11 protein-coding genes and 1 pseudogene are annotated in these 14,785 nt (G+C 71.0%); 6 read left to right on the top strand and 6 right to left on the bottom strand.

The window, feature by feature from the left end:
- Window positions 1-6: 6 nt before the first annotated feature.
- Complete coding sequence (locus tag OHU34_RS04610) at window positions 7-690, top strand: CBS domain-containing protein (RefSeq protein ID WP_405764902.1); 684 nt, start codon at window positions 7-9, stop codon at window positions 688-690.
- 258 nt (window positions 691-948) lie between these two features.
- On the opposite strand, the gene OHU34_RS04615 is transcribed toward OHU34_RS04610, so the two are convergent.
- The 3 genes from OHU34_RS04615 to OHU34_RS04625 form a co-directional block, all read right to left on the bottom strand.
- Window positions 949-1,938, bottom strand: a complete 990-nt coding sequence (locus tag OHU34_RS04615; protein ID WP_142267584.1) for an Acg family FMN-binding oxidoreductase — start codon at window positions 1,936-1,938, stop codon at window positions 949-951.
- A 244-nt stretch (window positions 1,939-2,182) separates the two neighbouring features.
- A complete protein-coding gene (gene gap, locus OHU34_RS04620) occupies window positions 2,183-3,211 on the bottom strand; it encodes a type I glyceraldehyde-3-phosphate dehydrogenase (RefSeq protein WP_405764904.1) in 1,029 nt (342 codons plus the stop codon).
- Window positions 3,212-3,352: 141 nt separating this feature from the next.
- Complete coding sequence (locus OHU34_RS04625; RefSeq protein ID WP_142267582.1) at window positions 3,353-4,045, bottom strand: response regulator transcription factor; 693 nt, start codon at window positions 4,043-4,045, stop codon at window positions 3,353-3,355.
- A 560-nt stretch (window positions 4,046-4,605) separates the two neighbouring features.
- Here OHU34_RS04625 and OHU34_RS04630 point away from each other — a divergent pair.
- Complete coding sequence (locus OHU34_RS04630) at window positions 4,606-5,316, top strand: CBS domain-containing protein (protein WP_142267581.1); 711 nt, start codon at window positions 4,606-4,608, stop codon at window positions 5,314-5,316.
- Between the two features lie 218 nt (window positions 5,317-5,534).
- The gene (adhE, locus tag OHU34_RS04635; RefSeq protein WP_230193595.1) at window positions 5,535-8,195 is read left to right on the top strand and encodes a bifunctional acetaldehyde-CoA/alcohol dehydrogenase; all 2,661 of its coding nucleotides are present in this window, start codon (window positions 5,535-5,537) and stop codon (window positions 8,193-8,195) included.
- 562 nt (window positions 8,196-8,757) lie between these two features.
- Here the strand turns inward: adhE and OHU34_RS04640 are convergent.
- Window positions 8,758-9,585 carry a universal stress protein gene (locus OHU34_RS04640; protein ID WP_200839888.1) on the bottom strand — a complete coding sequence of 276 codons (828 nt, stop codon included), beginning with the start codon at window positions 9,583-9,585 and terminating at the stop codon, window positions 8,758-8,760.
- Between the two features lie 174 nt (window positions 9,586-9,759).
- Window positions 9,760-10,764, bottom strand: coding sequence for an Acg family FMN-binding oxidoreductase (locus OHU34_RS04645; protein ID WP_142267579.1), 1,005 nt, complete (start codon window positions 10,762-10,764; stop codon window positions 9,760-9,762).
- A gap of 311 nt (window positions 10,765-11,075) precedes the next feature.
- Between OHU34_RS04645 and OHU34_RS04650 the strand changes: the two genes are divergently transcribed.
- Together OHU34_RS04650 and OHU34_RS04655 are read left to right on the top strand one after the other, a co-directional pair.
- Window positions 11,076-11,657, top strand: a complete 582-nt coding sequence (locus OHU34_RS04650) for a hypothetical protein (RefSeq protein ID WP_405764910.1) — start codon at window positions 11,076-11,078, stop codon at window positions 11,655-11,657.
- A gap of 405 nt (window positions 11,658-12,062) precedes the next feature.
- Window positions 12,063-13,634: an oleate hydratase gene (locus OHU34_RS04655; protein ID WP_142267577.1), complete on the top strand. Its 1,572-nt coding sequence runs from the start codon at window positions 12,063-12,065 to the stop codon at window positions 13,632-13,634.
- Window positions 13,635-13,773: 139 nt separating this feature from the next.
- On the opposite strand, the pseudogene OHU34_RS04660 reads toward OHU34_RS04655, so the two are convergent.
- Window positions 13,774-14,372: pseudogene (locus tag OHU34_RS04660) on the bottom strand (rhodanese-like domain-containing protein).
- A gap of 100 nt (window positions 14,373-14,472) precedes the next feature.
- Here OHU34_RS04660 and OHU34_RS04665 point away from each other — a divergent pair.
- A complete protein-coding gene (locus OHU34_RS04665) occupies window positions 14,473-14,760 on the top strand; it encodes a metal-sensitive transcriptional regulator (RefSeq protein WP_142268214.1) in 288 nt (95 codons plus the stop codon).
- Window positions 14,761-14,785 lie beyond the last annotated feature (25 nt).

The raw sequence follows: 14,785 nt of genomic DNA on the forward strand, positions 1-14,785 counted from the left end.
GTGACCATGCACGGCACCCCGCACATCGTCAGCGATGTCATGACCCACACGGTCGCCGCGGTCGGCCGCGGGGCGGCCTTCAAGGAGATCGTCCAGCTGATGCAGGAGTGGAAGATCAGCGCCCTGCCCGTGATCGAGGGCGAGGGCCGGGTCGTCGGCGTGGTCTCCGAGGCGGATCTGCTGCCCAAGGAGGAGTTCCGCGACGGCGATCCCGACCGCTGTACGCAGCTGCGGCGTCTGAAGGACCTGGAGAAGGCGGGTGCGCTCACCGCCGAGCAGCTGATGACATCCCCTGCCCTCAGCGTCCACGCGGACGCCACCCTCGCGCAGGCGGCTCGCACCATGGCGCGCGCGAAGGTCAAGCGGCTGCCCGTGGTCGACGCCCTGGGCATGCTCGAGGGCGTCGTCAGCCGCGCCGACCTGCTCAAGGTCTTCCTGCGCGACGACGAGGAGATCGGCGAGGAGGTACGGCGCGAGGTCGTGTCCTACCTCTTCCCCTCACCGAAGTCGGTCGTGCTCGTGAGCGTGCGGGACGGGGTCGTACAGCTCACCGGCCGCGTCCGGGACACCGCACTGGTGCCGGTGGCAGCGCGTCTGGCCCGTGCCGTCGAGGGCGTGGTGGACGTGGAATTCGACCTCGCTCCCCACGGAGGGCCGCCCGAGCCGGAGGAAGCCGCCGCGCCGCGGTGACGCTCACCGGCGGAGTTCACCGATCGCGCCCATCCGGGCGCGATCGGTGGCTCGCCGTCCCCCTTCGTGCACCACCGCGAGCAGGCGCCTCATGACTGCCACCGTGATCAGGCGACCTGACCGCGCCCGAGAGCGACACCCCCGCTGATCGGAGTGCCCGCGGCCCGCAAGGAACGGGCTGCCGTCGGTGCGGGCCTCGCCCGCCACCAGACGCGGGGGACCGCGCCACGCCCCGCCGAGAAACCCGTCGTGCCGAGGTCACGCGAGGTCGAGGACCTCCCCCACCGCGCGCCGAGGCGTGGCCGGCCCGCGCGGGCCGTAGCCGAGTCGCAGCACCATCTGTACCTGGCCTGTGCCCTCTCCGGGGTCTCGGGCCAGCAGGCGCAGGTCGCGGGTCTCCAGCGCGTGAGAGGTCAGGGAGGTGGCCAGGTCGGCCAGGGTGGCCTCCAGCAGGACGCGTTCCAGTGCCTGCCCCGCGCGCAGCCAGTCGTCGGAGCCGTCGCCGGGGGTGCTGAGCAGGGCCAGGTGCGGGGTGTGTTCGAAGGTGGTGGTGCCACGGTCGGCCACGCGCCGACGGCCGGCGAAGTCCCGTACGGGAGCCTTGCCGTCCCACTTGCGGGGACCGAAGGCGTACTCCGGGACGCCGTCGACGGCGATGTCCGCTTCCGGCCCGAGCCGCGTCCAGCGCACCAGGTCCTCGTCGGAGCCGGGGTCCATGACGTCGCGGCTCTCGGCGTCGCGGACGAGGTCGAGAACGGTCTCGGTGTGCCAGGGGCCGGGGAACAACAGCTCGGCGCCTTCGCGTGCCGCGGCCTCGCACAGGGTGGCCTGCACTTCTTCCGGGACGGCCTTGTCCGCGAACGGGTGGCGGCTCGTGTGCCGTTGCTGGATCCCCGGGTGCAGCCGCACCAGGTCGTCGTCCCGAAGACGCCCGACAGGATCGAGCAGACGTACGGCCGCAAGCAGCGTCGGGTCCTGCGGATCGGGCGACAGTGCTGTCTCCGCGACGAGGTCCGCATGCGCGGCGGCGACGCGGAGGTTGAACAGCGCCGCCCCGCAGCCGATGTGCAACGCCCGGTTGCCGGGGTCCGAGCGGGGCATGGCCCGCTCGAGATCCGCGTACAACAGCATGAGGCGTTCACCGGTCACGAAGCGGAACCGCCACGGCTGCGCGTTGTGCATGGACGGCGCCGCCGTGGCCTCGGCCACCAGCTTCGCCACCGTCTTGTCGTCGAGTCGGGATGCCATGGCATCCTCCTCACACGCTCGGGATACGCGGCGAGTCCCGCCCGTCGGTCGTGACGGGCGGGGCGCCGCACACGCGGGCTTCTTCGAAGCGGTGTGCGTTCCCGCCGGCCGACGCCGGGCGCGAACGCGCAGCTCTGTCCAGGTGTGCCCTACCTCCATTCACCACGTCCGAACACAGGACGCAAGGCCAGGTCGCCCCTGGCCCCCGCATGTCCGGAAAGGTCATCGCGTGCGACCAGGCTCGTCAGCTCTGCGAAAGCCGGGCCGCGACGTACTCCGTGAGGTCCAGCAGCCGGTTGGTGTAACCCCACTCGTTGTCGTACCAGCCGAAGATCTTGACCAGGTCACCGTGTGCCTGGGTCAGCGGGGCGTCCAGGACGCACGAGGCGGGATCGCCCACGACGTCCCGGGAGACGATCGGGGCGTCTGACACCCGCAGGATGCCCTTGAGCGGTCCGTCGGCGGCCTCACGGAAGGCGGCAGTGACCTCGTCCGTGGTCACGGGCCGCTCCAGGACCACGCTCAGGTCGGTCAGCGAGCCGTCCTCGACCGGCACCCGCACGGCGATGCCGTCCAGGGTCCCGGCCAGCTCCGGCAGCACCAGACCGACGGCACGCGCGGCCCCCGTGCTGGTGGGGATCATGTTGACGGCGGCGCTGCGGCCACGGCGCAGGTCCTTGTGCGGGCCGTCCAGGACCACCTGGTCGTTGGTATAGCCGTGGATGGTGGTCATCAGGCCCTTGACCAGGCCGAAGTGCTCGTCGAGGACCTTCACCATGGGCGCCACGCAGTTGGTGGTGCAGGAGGCGTTGGAGACCACGTGGTGCCGCTCCGGGTCGTACGTGCCTTCGTTGACACCCATCACCACGGTGGCGTCGACGTCCTTGCCCGGCACCGACAGCAGCACCTTGCGGGCGCCGGCCTTCAGGTGCAGCCCTGCCTGCTCGCGGGTGCGGAATCGACCGGTGGACTCGATGACGACATCGACCCCGGAGTCACCCCAGGCCAGAGCTGCCGGATCGCGCTCGGCGGTCACGACGATCCGGTGCCCGTCGACCGTGAGCGAGCTGTCGTCGTGCTCGACCACGCGGTGCAGCCGGCCGTACGTGGAGTCGAACTCCAGCAGATGGGCCAGCGCCGCCGGCGAGGTGAGGTCGTTGACCGCGACGACCTCGACCGGTGTGCCGGCCGAGGTCTCCGCGCGCTCCAGCACACAGCGCAGGTAGTTGCGTCCGATGCGGCCGAAGCCGTTGATGCCGACGCGCACGCTCATGTCCGTCATCCTCCCGATGAGTGCCGTCCGGTGATGTCCGGGTGCGCTGCCAGCCTGACGGCCCGGAAAGGGATCCGGCTTGGGCCGCACGGGGCTGGGAGGAGGGCCGTTCGGCCCGGTGGGCCTGGCGTGCGGGCGGGCTCAACGGCCTTGCTGCCTGAGCCGGTCCTGGGCCTGGGTGGCGATGACTGCCGCCTGGATGCGGCGCTCCACACCGAGTTTGGCCAACAGCCGTGAGATGTGGTTCTTGACCGTCTTCTCCGCGAGGTAGAGCCGCTGACCGATCTGCCGGTTGGTGAGTCCTTCACCGATGAGGGCCAGGATCTCCCGCTCCCGGTCCGTCAGGCCCGGGAGGGCGTCGGGCTCCGGCTCCGGCTCCGGGCCCTGGCGCAGGCGGGCCATCAGCCTGGCGGTGGCGCTGGGGTCGAGCAGGGACTGGCCGGCGGCCACGGTACGGACGGCCGAAACCAGGTCCGATCCCTGGATCTGCTTCAGGACGTATCCGGAGGCGCCGGCCATGATGGAGTCGAGCAGCGCCTCCTCGTCGTCGAACGAGGTCAGCATCAGACAGGCCAGCTCCGGCATGCGCGACCGCAGCTCCCGGCAGACGGTCACACCGTCGCCGTCCGGCAGGCGGACGTCGAGCACCGCCACCTGCGGGCGCAGCGCGGGGACACGCACCAGCGCCTGTTCCACGGTGCCCGCCTCACCGACCACGTCGATGTCCGGCTCGTCGTTCAGCAGGTCGCGCACCCCGCGGCGTACCACCTCGTGGTCGTCCAGCAGGAAGACCTGGATCGGATCGTCGGGTCCGGGCCGCTTGCCGTCCGCCATCGAATGCTCCTCGTTCTGCGCCGTCTCGTACCTGCGCCGGAAGACGCCCACCGCGTGCCCCGGTCCCTGCCTACCGTAGATCGTGCGCGTTCCAGGGCCGAAGGGCCAGGGCCGGTCGGCCCTACACTGCTGCGGACCGTCGAACTCCGGTGTCGAGCAAGGCCCTCGCCGCGTTCCTCGGACCACCCTTCGGCGGCGGGAGATCGTCGACGAGCCCCCTTTCCTGCGCGGCCCTGCGCCCGATCGCGCGCATCCCGAAGCGGCGGATTGCGCAGGTGACAGGGCCGGATTCCTGGAGTCGGGGCATTCGGTCCCGGCTTCGGGACGGTTGGCCCCTGCCCCGGCGGCTCGTCGTGCCGGACGCTGAATTCGTACCGGGGGCCGGTTCCCCGGGACGGTCCGTAGGGACATCGACGGCCGACGGCCGACACAGCCCGTGCGCTCCGGCCCCGGTGCGTTCACGGACGACCTGCCGCGCAGGGCTTCCGGCCTGTGGGCGCCCGGGCACAACACCGTCCGCCTCGCTTGTCCCGCGGACGGTCGAGGGAAGGAGTGGCGTGATGACCCGCATCGTCGGCGAGGTGATGACCAGCGAGGTCGTCGAAGCGCGCCGGGAGACACTCTTCAAGGACGTGGCACGCCTGCTGGACCGGCACCGAATCAGCGGCGTGCCCGTGGTGGACGACGACGACAAGGTCCTCGGGGTCGTCTCCGAGACCGACCTGATCCGCCATCAGGCGGCTCGGCCCCCTCACGGCCGCGTCCGGCGTGGCCGCAAGTCCGCCCGCGGCTCCACCCCTGACGCGGCGGCTGCGGCCCGGGCCACGACCGCCGGCGAGCTGATGTCGACGCCCGCTGTCACCGTGCACCCCGAACAGCGCGTCGCGGACGCCGCACGCATCATGGAACGCCGCCACGTGGACCGGCTTCCCGTGGTGGACGAGGAAGACCGGCTGATCGGCATCGCCACCCGACGGGACCTGCTGCGCGTCTTCCTGCGCACGGACGAGGAGATCGGCCGGGAAGTGCTCGAGGACGTGCTGACGCGGGCCATGTGCGTGCCGCCCCACACGGTGGACGTCTCGGTCAAAGACGGCATGGTCACCTTGCAGGGTCGGCTGGAGCAGCGCAGCGGCATCCCCCTGGCCATCCAGCTGACGTGGCGGGTGGACGGAGTGGTGGGCGTCGTGAACAACCTCACGTCCCGCGTCGACGACACCCGTCCGCCCGAGCGGCACACGGGCGGGATCGCGCACCCCTGGCCGCTCTGACAAGCGGCTCGCACCGCGCAGCGTTCCACGGGGAGTAAGGGCCACTCGGCCCGCGCACTCGGGGCCGGTCAGGCACCCGCCGGGAACCGGGAGGACCTGCTCGGGGCAGCGCTGCCGACGAGACGCTGCTGACGGAGCGGCACCGGTCACCCACGGCGCCGCTCTCGTACGGGCCGCCGGACAGTGCGGCCTCACCACTCGACGACGGAGGCACACCCATGACCCGCCACGACGACCGCACCGCGACCAGGGCCACCGCCGAGGCGCCGTCGGACACCGTCATCGCCGTTGACCAGCTCGTCGCCAACGGCCTCAAGGCCTTGGCCGACTACGAGGCCCTGGACCAGGAGCAGGTCGACCACATCGTCAAGAAGGCGTCGGTCGCCGCTCTGGACCAGCACACCGCGCTGGCCCGCCTCGCGGTGGAGGAGACCGGACGGGGCGTCTTCGAGGACAAGGCGGCCAAGAACATGTTCGCCTGCGAGCACGTCACCCACAGCATGGCTCCCATGAAGACCGTGGGCGTCATCGCCCGCGACGACATCGAGGACATGGTCGAGGTGGCGGAACCGGTGGGCGTGGTGTGCGCGGTCACTCCCGTCACCAACCCGACCTCCACCACGATCTTCAAGGCGCTGATGGCGCTGAAGACCCGCAACCCCGTCGTTTTCGCCTTCCATCCCTCCGCCCAGCGCTGCAGCGCGCAGGCGGCCCGCGTCGTGCGCGACGCCGCCCTCGCGGCGGGAGCTCCCGAGCACTGCATCCAGTGGATCGAGGCTCCGTCCGTCGAGGCGACCGGCACTCTGATGCGCCACCCGGGCGTCTCGCTGATACTCGCCACGGGCGGCAACGCCATGGTCAGGGCGGCCTACTCGGCGGGTAAGCCCGCCCTGGGGGTCGGCGCCGGCAACGTCCCCGCGTACGTCCACAAGAGCGCCAGGCTGCGCCGCGCCGTCAACGACCTGGTGCTGTCCAAGTCCTTCGACAACGGCATGATCTGCGCCTCCGAGCAGGCCGTCATCCTGGACGACGAGATCTACGACCCGGCGCTCGCCGAGTTCCGCACGCTGCACGCCCACCTGGCGACGGCCGAGGAGAAGGCGAAGCTGGAGACCTTCCTGTTCCCTGCGGGCACCGCGGGTGCGGGCTGTGAGCCCAAGGTCAACGCCGCCGCCGTGGGCCGGAGTCCCGAGTGGATCGCGGAGCGCGCGGGTTTCCGGGTGCCCGCCGGCACCTCGCTCATCCTGGTCGAGACGGACCGGGTCGGCCCGGAGGAGCCGCTGACCCGGGAGAAGCTCTGCCCGGTGCTCGCCGTGCTGCGCGCCCGTTCGGAACGGCAGGGCTTCGACCTGGCCGCGGACATGGTCGCCTTCCACGGCCAGGGCCACAGCGCCGTCATCCACACCGAGGACCGCGCGCTGGCGGAGGCGTACGGGAAGCGGATGAAGACCGTGCGGATCATCGTGAACGCGCCGTCCTCGCAGGGCGCGATCGGCGGCATCTACAACGGCCTGCTGCCGTCGCTGACACTGGGCTGCGGCTCCTGGGGCAGCACGTCGGTGTCCAACAACGTGTCCGCCGCGCAACTGTTGAACGTCAAGCGGGTCGGCACCCGCCGCAACAACCTGCAGTGGTTCAAGGTGCCGCCGAAGATCTACTTCGAGCCGCAGGCGATCCGGTACCTGGCGTCCATGCCGGACGTGCACCGGGTCACGGTCGTCACCGACGCGACGATGACCCGCCTCGGCTTCGTCGACCGCGTCACGCGTGTGCTCCAGCGGCGCCACGAGGCGGTGACCGTCCAGATCATCGACAACGTCGAGCCCGAGCCGAGCATCGACTCCGTGCAGCGCGGCGCCCGGCTGATGCGTGACTTCCGACCGGACACGATCATCGCGCTGGGCGGCGGCTCGCCGATGGACGCGGCCAAGGTGATGTGGTTGCTGTACGAGCAGCCGGACATCGATTTCGCGGACATGCGGCAGAAGTTCTCCGACATCCGCAAGCGGGCCTTCCGCTTCCCCGTCCTCGGTCGTCTGGCCCGTCTCGTGTGCGTGCCCACCACTTCCGGTACCGGCGCCGAGGTCACCCCCTTCGCCGTCATCTCCGACCCGGCGACCGGCAAGAAGTACCCGCTCGCCGATTACGCGCTCACGCCGAGCGTGGCCATCGTCGACCCGCTGCTCACCACCGGGCTGCCCCCGGCGCTGGCGGCGGACAGCGGCTTCGACGCCCTCACCCACGCCATCGAGGCGTACGTGTCCGTCTACGCCAACGACTTCACCGACGGCCTCGCCCTGCACGCGATTCGGCTGATCTTCGGCCACATCGAGGCCGCCGTGAACGACCGGACGGACAGCCCGCAGGCGCGCGAGAGGATGCACAACGCCGGCACCATCGCGGGCATGGCCTTCGGGAACGCCTTCCTCGGCATCGTCCACGCCATGTCCCACACCCTCGGCGCCACGTTCCACATCGCGCACGGCAGGACCAACGCCGTCCTGCTCCCCCTCGTCATCCGCTACAACGGCACCGTTCCGACCAAGCTCACGGGCTGGCCCAAGTACGAGAGCTACCGCGCTCCCGAACGCTTCCAGGACATCGCCCGCACCCTGGGCCTGCCGGCCGGCACCCCGGCCGAGGGCGTCGAATCCCTTGCCCGCGCCGTGGAGCGTCTGCGCGACGCCGTGGGCATCGAACCGTCGTTCCAGTCCCTCGGCATCGACGAGAGGACCTTCCTCGACGCATTGCCCCAACAGGCCATGAACGCCTACGAAGACCAGTGCGCGCCCGCCAACCCGCGGATGCCCATGCTCGACGACATGCAGGGGATCATGCGAGCCGCCTTCTACGGGCCGACAGGCACACCCGACCAGTAGGTCCGGCGGTGCCTGCCACGCGAGATGCCGTGCCGTTCCGCCGTGCCGGGAGCCCGGGGACAAGTCCGTTCGGCCGTGCCCAGCTCCCGGCACGGCGCCCTCGCAGCTCGTCCGCCGGTCCCCCGCCTCCGCCTCGCAGTCCCTGCGGAGGCAGATAGGGGGGCCGACACGATGATCCCGGTCGGTCCCGGCATCTCGGGAGGGCGTCCGCCATGGCCGCCGCGCCCCTCATCTCGCGCATGACCGCGCTCCGCAGGACAGCGCCCCTCTTGACCGCCCCTCCCGGGAACCGGCCCTGAGGAACCGGTCGAGCACGGCGGGGCAGCCGAACCTCACAGCGTCCCCCTTCCGCCGCACCCCGCGATCACGCCCCGTGCCGCCCGCGAGTCCTCACGCGGGCGGCACGGGGCGACGGGTGTCCTGTCGCGGCTCGCGGGCCGCGAGGCCGCCGACACATCTTGGTCGGTGCGTCGCGTGCCCGACGCGAACGTCGGACACGCGACGTGTCCCGGAGACGGGAACGCACCATGGAGGCGGGCGGCCGGACAGTCGGACGACACGCTCACGTCGTCGGCACCAGCACCACGGGACAGTGGGAGTTGTGCAGCAGGACGTGCGCGACCGGGCCCAGCTGGAGGCCGAAGCGACCCGCACGGCGGCGCGCGCCGATGACCACGACACCGGCCTCCCGCGTACCGGCCAGCAGGGCCTGTGCCGGACCGGTGCGCACCGTGCGGCTGTCGACCTCGATCGTGGGGTGCGCCTCCCGCAGCCGAGCGATGCCGAACCGCGGAACAGCCTCCTCCGCGCGGCTCTGCCTCGCCTGACGCTCCTGGCCGGGGCTCGTCGCGGCCACCAGCGACGGCAATTCGGGTGCGGTGTGGCGGTGTGTCGAGGAATGCAGGACGCGCAGCCTCACGCCGCGCCGCGCCGCCTCCTCGAACGCGTACACGGCAGCCGCTTCGGCGTCACTCTCCAGTCCGAGCAGCACTTCACGCCCCTCGTCGCAGGGGTGATCCCCTCCGACGACCAACAGCGGGCCTCGCACGTGCGCGGCCAGGCGCCGGCTCACCGAGCGTGCCAGCACGCCGACGACACCGCCGAACCCCCGGGCGCCCACGACGGTGAGGTCCGCTTCCTCGCTCTCCTTCGTCAGCGCCGGCACGACGCCGCCCTCCACGGCCTTGGTCTCCACCAGGAGACCGGGCCTGCGCTCACGGACGCGCGAGGCAGCCGACGACAGCACCGGCCCCGCCTCGTCACGGTCGGCCACGGCGTAGACGATGCGTAACGCGCAGCCACGGCGCACCGCTTCCCCGACGGCCCAGTCCAGGGCCCGCACGGCGACCAGTGAACCGTCGACTCCGACGGTCACATGACGGACAGTCATTGTCCTGCTCCCTTCTCTCTACGTGCGCTGGTGTTCGCTCTCTCGGGAGGATGTTCGTCGTTCGCGGACGCATCGGGCAGAAGCCTTCGGGGCCCGGCGACCCGCCGTGCGGCCCCTTCTCGCCGAGGCCGCACGGCCCCCGCGCTCGGCCGCCTCAGAAGCGGCTCCATCAGGTCAGCGGCTCATCAGCACGTCATCGAGCACCACCGTGCGTGGGTCGCGCCTCGGGCTCGCGGCGCCCTCGGGGCCGTAGCCGAGGCGGATGAGCATCTGCACATGACCGGTCCGCCCGGTCGTGGGGCTCAAGGAGTTCCGCAGGTCCGGCCACTCCAGTGCCTGGTGGAACAGAGAGGCGCGCAGACCGTGTGCCGTGGCGAGAAGCCACACATGCTGGAGCGCCTGTCCCGCTCGCAGCCAGTCGGCACGGCGGTCGTGTTCGGTGATCAGCACGGCGATGGTGGGTTCGACCTCGAACGGTCGAGTGACCAGCTTCTCCGTGTGCCGCTGCGCGGTGAAGTCCCGCAGGGGCACATGTTCGCGCGCGTCCTGCGGGCCCAACACTGCCTGCGGCAGACCCACATCGGGTGTCGGCGGCAGGTCTGCGTGCACCCATCGGCCGCTCTCCGTGGCACGGTCGGTGTCGGCGCGGTTGCGGCGTTCGGCTTCGGTGGTCAGGCGAAGCAGCCGTGTCGTCGCGAAGGTGTCGGGAAACCAGAGCCGCGCGCCTTCCGCACGGGCGGCCTCACCGAGCTCGTTGCGCAGACACGCCGGCAGCGGCCGATCCGAGAACGGAAGTCGGCTGCTGTGTCGGCGCCAGATCGCCTCGTACAGATCGGCCCGGTGCTCCGTCGGACGACCGGGTGCGGCACCTGCCAGGCGGACGATCGCGAGCAGTCCGGGATCCTCCGGGCTCGGCAACAGACGGCCGACCGGAGCGCAACCGGAATGGGCGATCGCGATCCTGAGATTCAGGAGGCACGCACCCACCGAAAGGTGCAGGGCGCGACCTGTCGGATCCGCATGTCGCAGGCCACGCTCCGGGGCGGCGCGGACCTGGAACGTGGCGGACTCGGTGTCCAGGCCGAAACGCCATGGCTGGGTGTTGTGGATCGACGGTGCGGCGACCGCGGCCGTCACACAGGTCTCGGGATTCATGGCGTCCAGGCGGGTGTTGTGCATGATGCCCTCCTCACGCGTGGGCGTAGGACGGGGGTTCTGTCCCACCAGCGTGTGCGCCCGGCCACGGCCCCGTCAGAGGCCGTTGGTCCCGGCGTCGGGCCCGAAGAGGCCACACCCGACGCAGCGATCGGGGGCACCGCGACATCGCCGCAGCTCTCCTCCTCCGATCGCCTCGGTCATGGGCCGAACGAACCGGCCTCCTCTGCGAATCGGCGCCGGCCGGCCCTCATGTGCTGCCCCCTCGGCCCATCCCGCGGATCGCTCCCGACTGTCACTTTCGTGGTGTCACGACGAGGAGGAGGGGCGGGCCGATGAAGGGCATCACGCGTACACGGAAGAGGCTCTGGCGGTGGCGAGGCAATCCGCTGCGCCGGCGCGACGACGTCGTCGAGGCCTGGATCGTGCTTGCCGTATGGGTGGTGGCCGCGGTGGGCGGCACCGTGGTCGGCCTGGTGACGGTCCACGCATCCGATGAGATGTTCGCCCGCCAGCGCGCCGAACGCTCCTCGGTACACGCCACGCTCCTCACCGACGTACCGCGAGAGGTGTCGGGGATCGGGACGACCGGCGGACAGACCGCGGCGCGCGTCCGCTGGACGGGCCCTGACGGCTCCGTCCACACCGACGAGACCTTGGTGGAGGACGGTCTGAAGGCCGGAACCGAGGTCGTCGTCTGGACAGACGGCCGAGGAGAGATCACCGCCGAGCCGCCGAGTCCCACGGAGGCAGCCATCGAAGGCGGCGTCCTGGCCGCCGCGGCGGCGCTCGCCCTCACGGGCATGGCCTTCGGCGCCGGAGCCGTCGCGCGGTGGAGGCTCGACCGGCGGCGCATCGCTCAATGGGGCAGCGAGTGGGACCTGGTCGGCCCTGAGTGGGGTCACAAGACCGGTTGATGCGCGCTCGGCTGCCGGGACGCCCGGGAGGGCGGTTCGTCATCGGCCGGACGGCCCCTCCTGTGCCCCAACAGGATCCCGGTCCCGTCTCCCGGGTGGGAGCTCCCGGAGCTGCCGCCGTCCACCGGCTGCCGGCGCGAGAGGCGAACCCCGCCCGGCGTGAGTCCGAGGCAAGGACGGGCCCGGTCGGTGACGGTCCACCGGCCGGGCCTTCGTCTGCCCTTCGGCTGCCCTTCGGCTGCCCTTCGGCTGCCCTCTGCCCTCTGCCCTCGAACGGCCGGCCGGGCCCGCCGCATGGGCCATACGGACCCAGCCGGTGACCATCGGCCCACTGACCGCCGTCGCGGCACGGACGAGAGTGGCCGTGCGGTTCCCGATCAGCTGGACAGAACAAGGAGTTGTGCGGTGGCCAAGGCGTATCTGGTGGGCAGCGGCATCGCCGCGCTCGCCGCGGCGACGTTCCTCGTCCGCGACGGCGGTTTCGACGGATCCGACATCCACCTCTACGAGGAGCAGCGGAGCATCGGCGGGAGCCTGGACGCGGGTGGCACGGCGCAGACCGGTTACACGATGCGCGGCGGGCGGATGTTCGAGGCCGAGTTCCGCTGCACGTACGACCTGCTGTCCGGCATCCCCTCCCTCGACGACCCCTCGGTGTCGGTGACCCAGGAGACCCTGGCCGGGCACGAGGACTTCGCCTGGGACGACATCAGCCGTCTCGTCGACGGAGAGGGAAAGATCGTCGACGTCCGCTCGATGGGGTTCTCCGAGCGGGACCGGATAGACCTGGTCAGGTGTCTGGCGACCCCTGAAGGACACTTGGACGGCAAGCGGATCACCGACTGCTTCGGCGAACACTTCTTCACCACGAACTTCTGGTTCATGTGGTGCACCACGTTCGCCTTCCAGCCCTGGCACAGCGCGATCGAGTTCCGCCGCTACCTCAGGCGTTTCGTCCACCTCTTCCCCGAGTTCGCCTCCATGTCAGGCATCCAGCGGACCCGTTACAACCAGTACGACTCCATCGTGCTGCCGCTGACGACCTGGCTGCGCGAGCGCGGCGTCACCTTCCACACCGGCTGCAGTGTCACCGACCTCGGGTTCACACCCGGTCCTCGGAGTGGCACCGTGCAGACCGTCCACCTCACCCGTGGCGGCCACGACGAGAAGATCACCGTCGCTCCCGAGGACCTGGTCCTGGTCACCAACGGCTCCATGACCGATGCCTCCAGCCTCGGCTCACACAGCGCGGCGCCCCGACCGGCGCCCCATCGCTCCGACGCCTGGCTGCTGTGGCACCGGCTTGCCCGGGGGCGTGAGGACTTCGGCAACCCCGCCGCCTTCGACAAGCACGTCAAGGAGTCCCGCTGGGAGTCGTTCACCGTCACGACCGAGGATCCCGCTTTCCTCCAGGCGTTGGAGGAGTTCACGGGCCGGGACACGGGCAAGGCCGGCTTGATGACGTTCACCGATTCCAACTGGCTGCTCACCATCGTCGCCCAGCGCCAGCCCGTCTACCGCGACCAGCCCGACGGGGTCTCGGTCTGGTGGGGTTACGGCCTCTTCCCCGGCCGCGCGGGCAACCACACGCCCAAACCGATGACGATGTGCTCCGGCCGGGAGATCCTGGAAGAAGTGTTGCGCCACCTGCGGTTCGACGAGGCACTCACGGCCCGCGTCCTGGCCACCTCCACCGTCGTGCCCTGCGTGATGCCGTACATCACCAGCCAGTTCCTGGCCCGTCGGCGCGACGACCGTCCCAAGGTCGTTCCCGAGGTATCGGTCAACCTCGCCTTCATCGGACAGTTCGCCGAGGTGCCCGACGACGTCGTCTTCACCGTCGAGTACTCCGTACGCACCGCCTGGACGGCGGTGTCCCGACTCCTCGGCCTCGAAAAACAACCACCCGCGGTCTACAAGGGCCACCACGATCCCCACGTCCTCGCCGGAGCTCTGGAGACCATGCACCGCCGGTAGCCAGGAGCGCGGTCCGACCGCCACCGGACGGTGAGCTGCTCGACCGGCTGACGAAGTCGAGGCGGGGATTCCGGGTCCGGTGGCGGCCACCTGGTCGCCGGACGTGCACCGGCAGGCCGCAGGACGACGGCAGCGCCCTTCAGCGCCCGTCTCGGCGACCGCGCAGGGCGGCGAGCGCGGCGTAGAGCTCGGCCGCGCGGGGGCGGTTGTGAGGCAGCTTGCCCAGGGCGACGGCCATGCCGCACGTATGGGTGACCGCGGAGAAGACAAGCCCGCCCGCGATGCCCGCCGACAGGACCTGGAAGGCCGGATGCACGAGCAGGCCGAGGACGAGGCCCAGGAGCACCACGACACCGGCCGTGAAACGGACCTGGCGTTCCATGCTCCAGCCGGCCCGCGTGCCACGGGCGGCCGTGTGTGCAGGTCGTGCCCCTCGGCGGCCCAGGCACCGGTACCTCCGGCCAGGGTGGCGGCGGGAATGCCCCGCTCGGCCGGCAGCTTGCAGGTGCTCTCCGAGCGGACGCCGGAGGCCCACACGACCAGGACGTCGCCGCGTTCGGCGGCGTGCCGTATCTCCGGCAGCGTGCGCGGGACGAGGTCGAGGCGGATGTTCAGGGCGCCGGGCAAGTGGCCGGAGGCGTACTCGGCGGGCGGGCGGACGTCGATGACGGTGAGCTCGTGGAGCCGGGTGCGCGCCTGATCGGCACCGAGGGCGACGGGCGTGGGAGAACCGGTCATGGCAGGTGTGATCCTTGGTGGTCGGGATTCCTGATGGGCGACGCCGTCCCGAACCGGGACATACCATACCCCTAGGGGTATGTGATTCGAAGGAGTGATCGTGGAGCTGGAGCTTGCGGGTGCTGACCTGAAGGCCGTGCTGAACCGGCTGCGCCGAGCGCAGGGTCAGATCGCCGGTGTGATCCGGATGATCGAGGAGGGGCGCGATTGCGAGGACGTCGTCACGCAGTTGGCGGCTGCCTCCCGGGCCCTCGACCGGGCCGGTTTCGCGATCATCGCGACGGGCTTGCAGCAGTGTGTGGCGGACATCGAGTCCGACCGGAAGAACGGCGAGGACAGCACCCAGATGCGTGCCCGTCTGGAAAAGCTGTTCCTCTCCCTCGCGTAGGGCTCAGCCCGGATCGGCGGGCTTC

The sequence above is a fragment of the Streptomyces sp. NBC_00080 genome (genome assembly GCF_045041255.1).
GTDB lineage: Bacteria > Actinomycetota > Actinomycetes > Streptomycetales > Streptomycetaceae > Streptomyces > Streptomyces coriariae.

Bases quoted from the DNA above. Each gene is read 5' to 3' on its own strand.
- OHU34_RS04640 (WP_200839888.1), bottom strand. From the start codon at position 9,585: ATGACTGTCCGTCATGTGACCGTCGGAGTCGACGGTTCACTGGTCGCC.
- adhE (WP_230193595.1), top strand. From the start codon at position 5,535: ATGACCCGCCACGACGACCGCACCGCGACCAGGGCCACCGCCGAGGCG.
- OHU34_RS04630 (WP_142267581.1), top strand. From the start codon at position 4,606: ATGACCCGCATCGTCGGCGAGGTGATGACCAGCGAGGTCGTCGAAGCG.
- OHU34_RS04615 (WP_142267584.1), bottom strand. From the start codon at position 1,938: ATGGCATCCCGACTCGACGACAAGACGGTGGCGAAGCTGGTGGCCGAG.
- OHU34_RS04645 (WP_142267579.1), bottom strand. From the start codon at position 10,764: ATGCACAACACCCGCCTGGACGCCATGAATCCCGAGACCTGTGTGACG.
- OHU34_RS04625 (WP_142267582.1), bottom strand. From the start codon at position 4,045: ATGGCGGACGGCAAGCGGCCCGGACCCGACGATCCGATCCAGGTCTTC.
- OHU34_RS04610 (WP_405764902.1), top strand. From the start codon at position 7: ATGCACGGCACCCCGCACATCGTCAGCGATGTCATGACCCACACGGTC.
- OHU34_RS04650 (WP_405764910.1), top strand. From the start codon at position 11,076: ATGAAGGGCATCACGCGTACACGGAAGAGGCTCTGGCGGTGGCGAGGC.
- gap (WP_405764904.1), bottom strand. From the start codon at position 3,211: ATGAGCGTGCGCGTCGGCATCAACGGCTTCGGCCGCATCGGACGCAAC.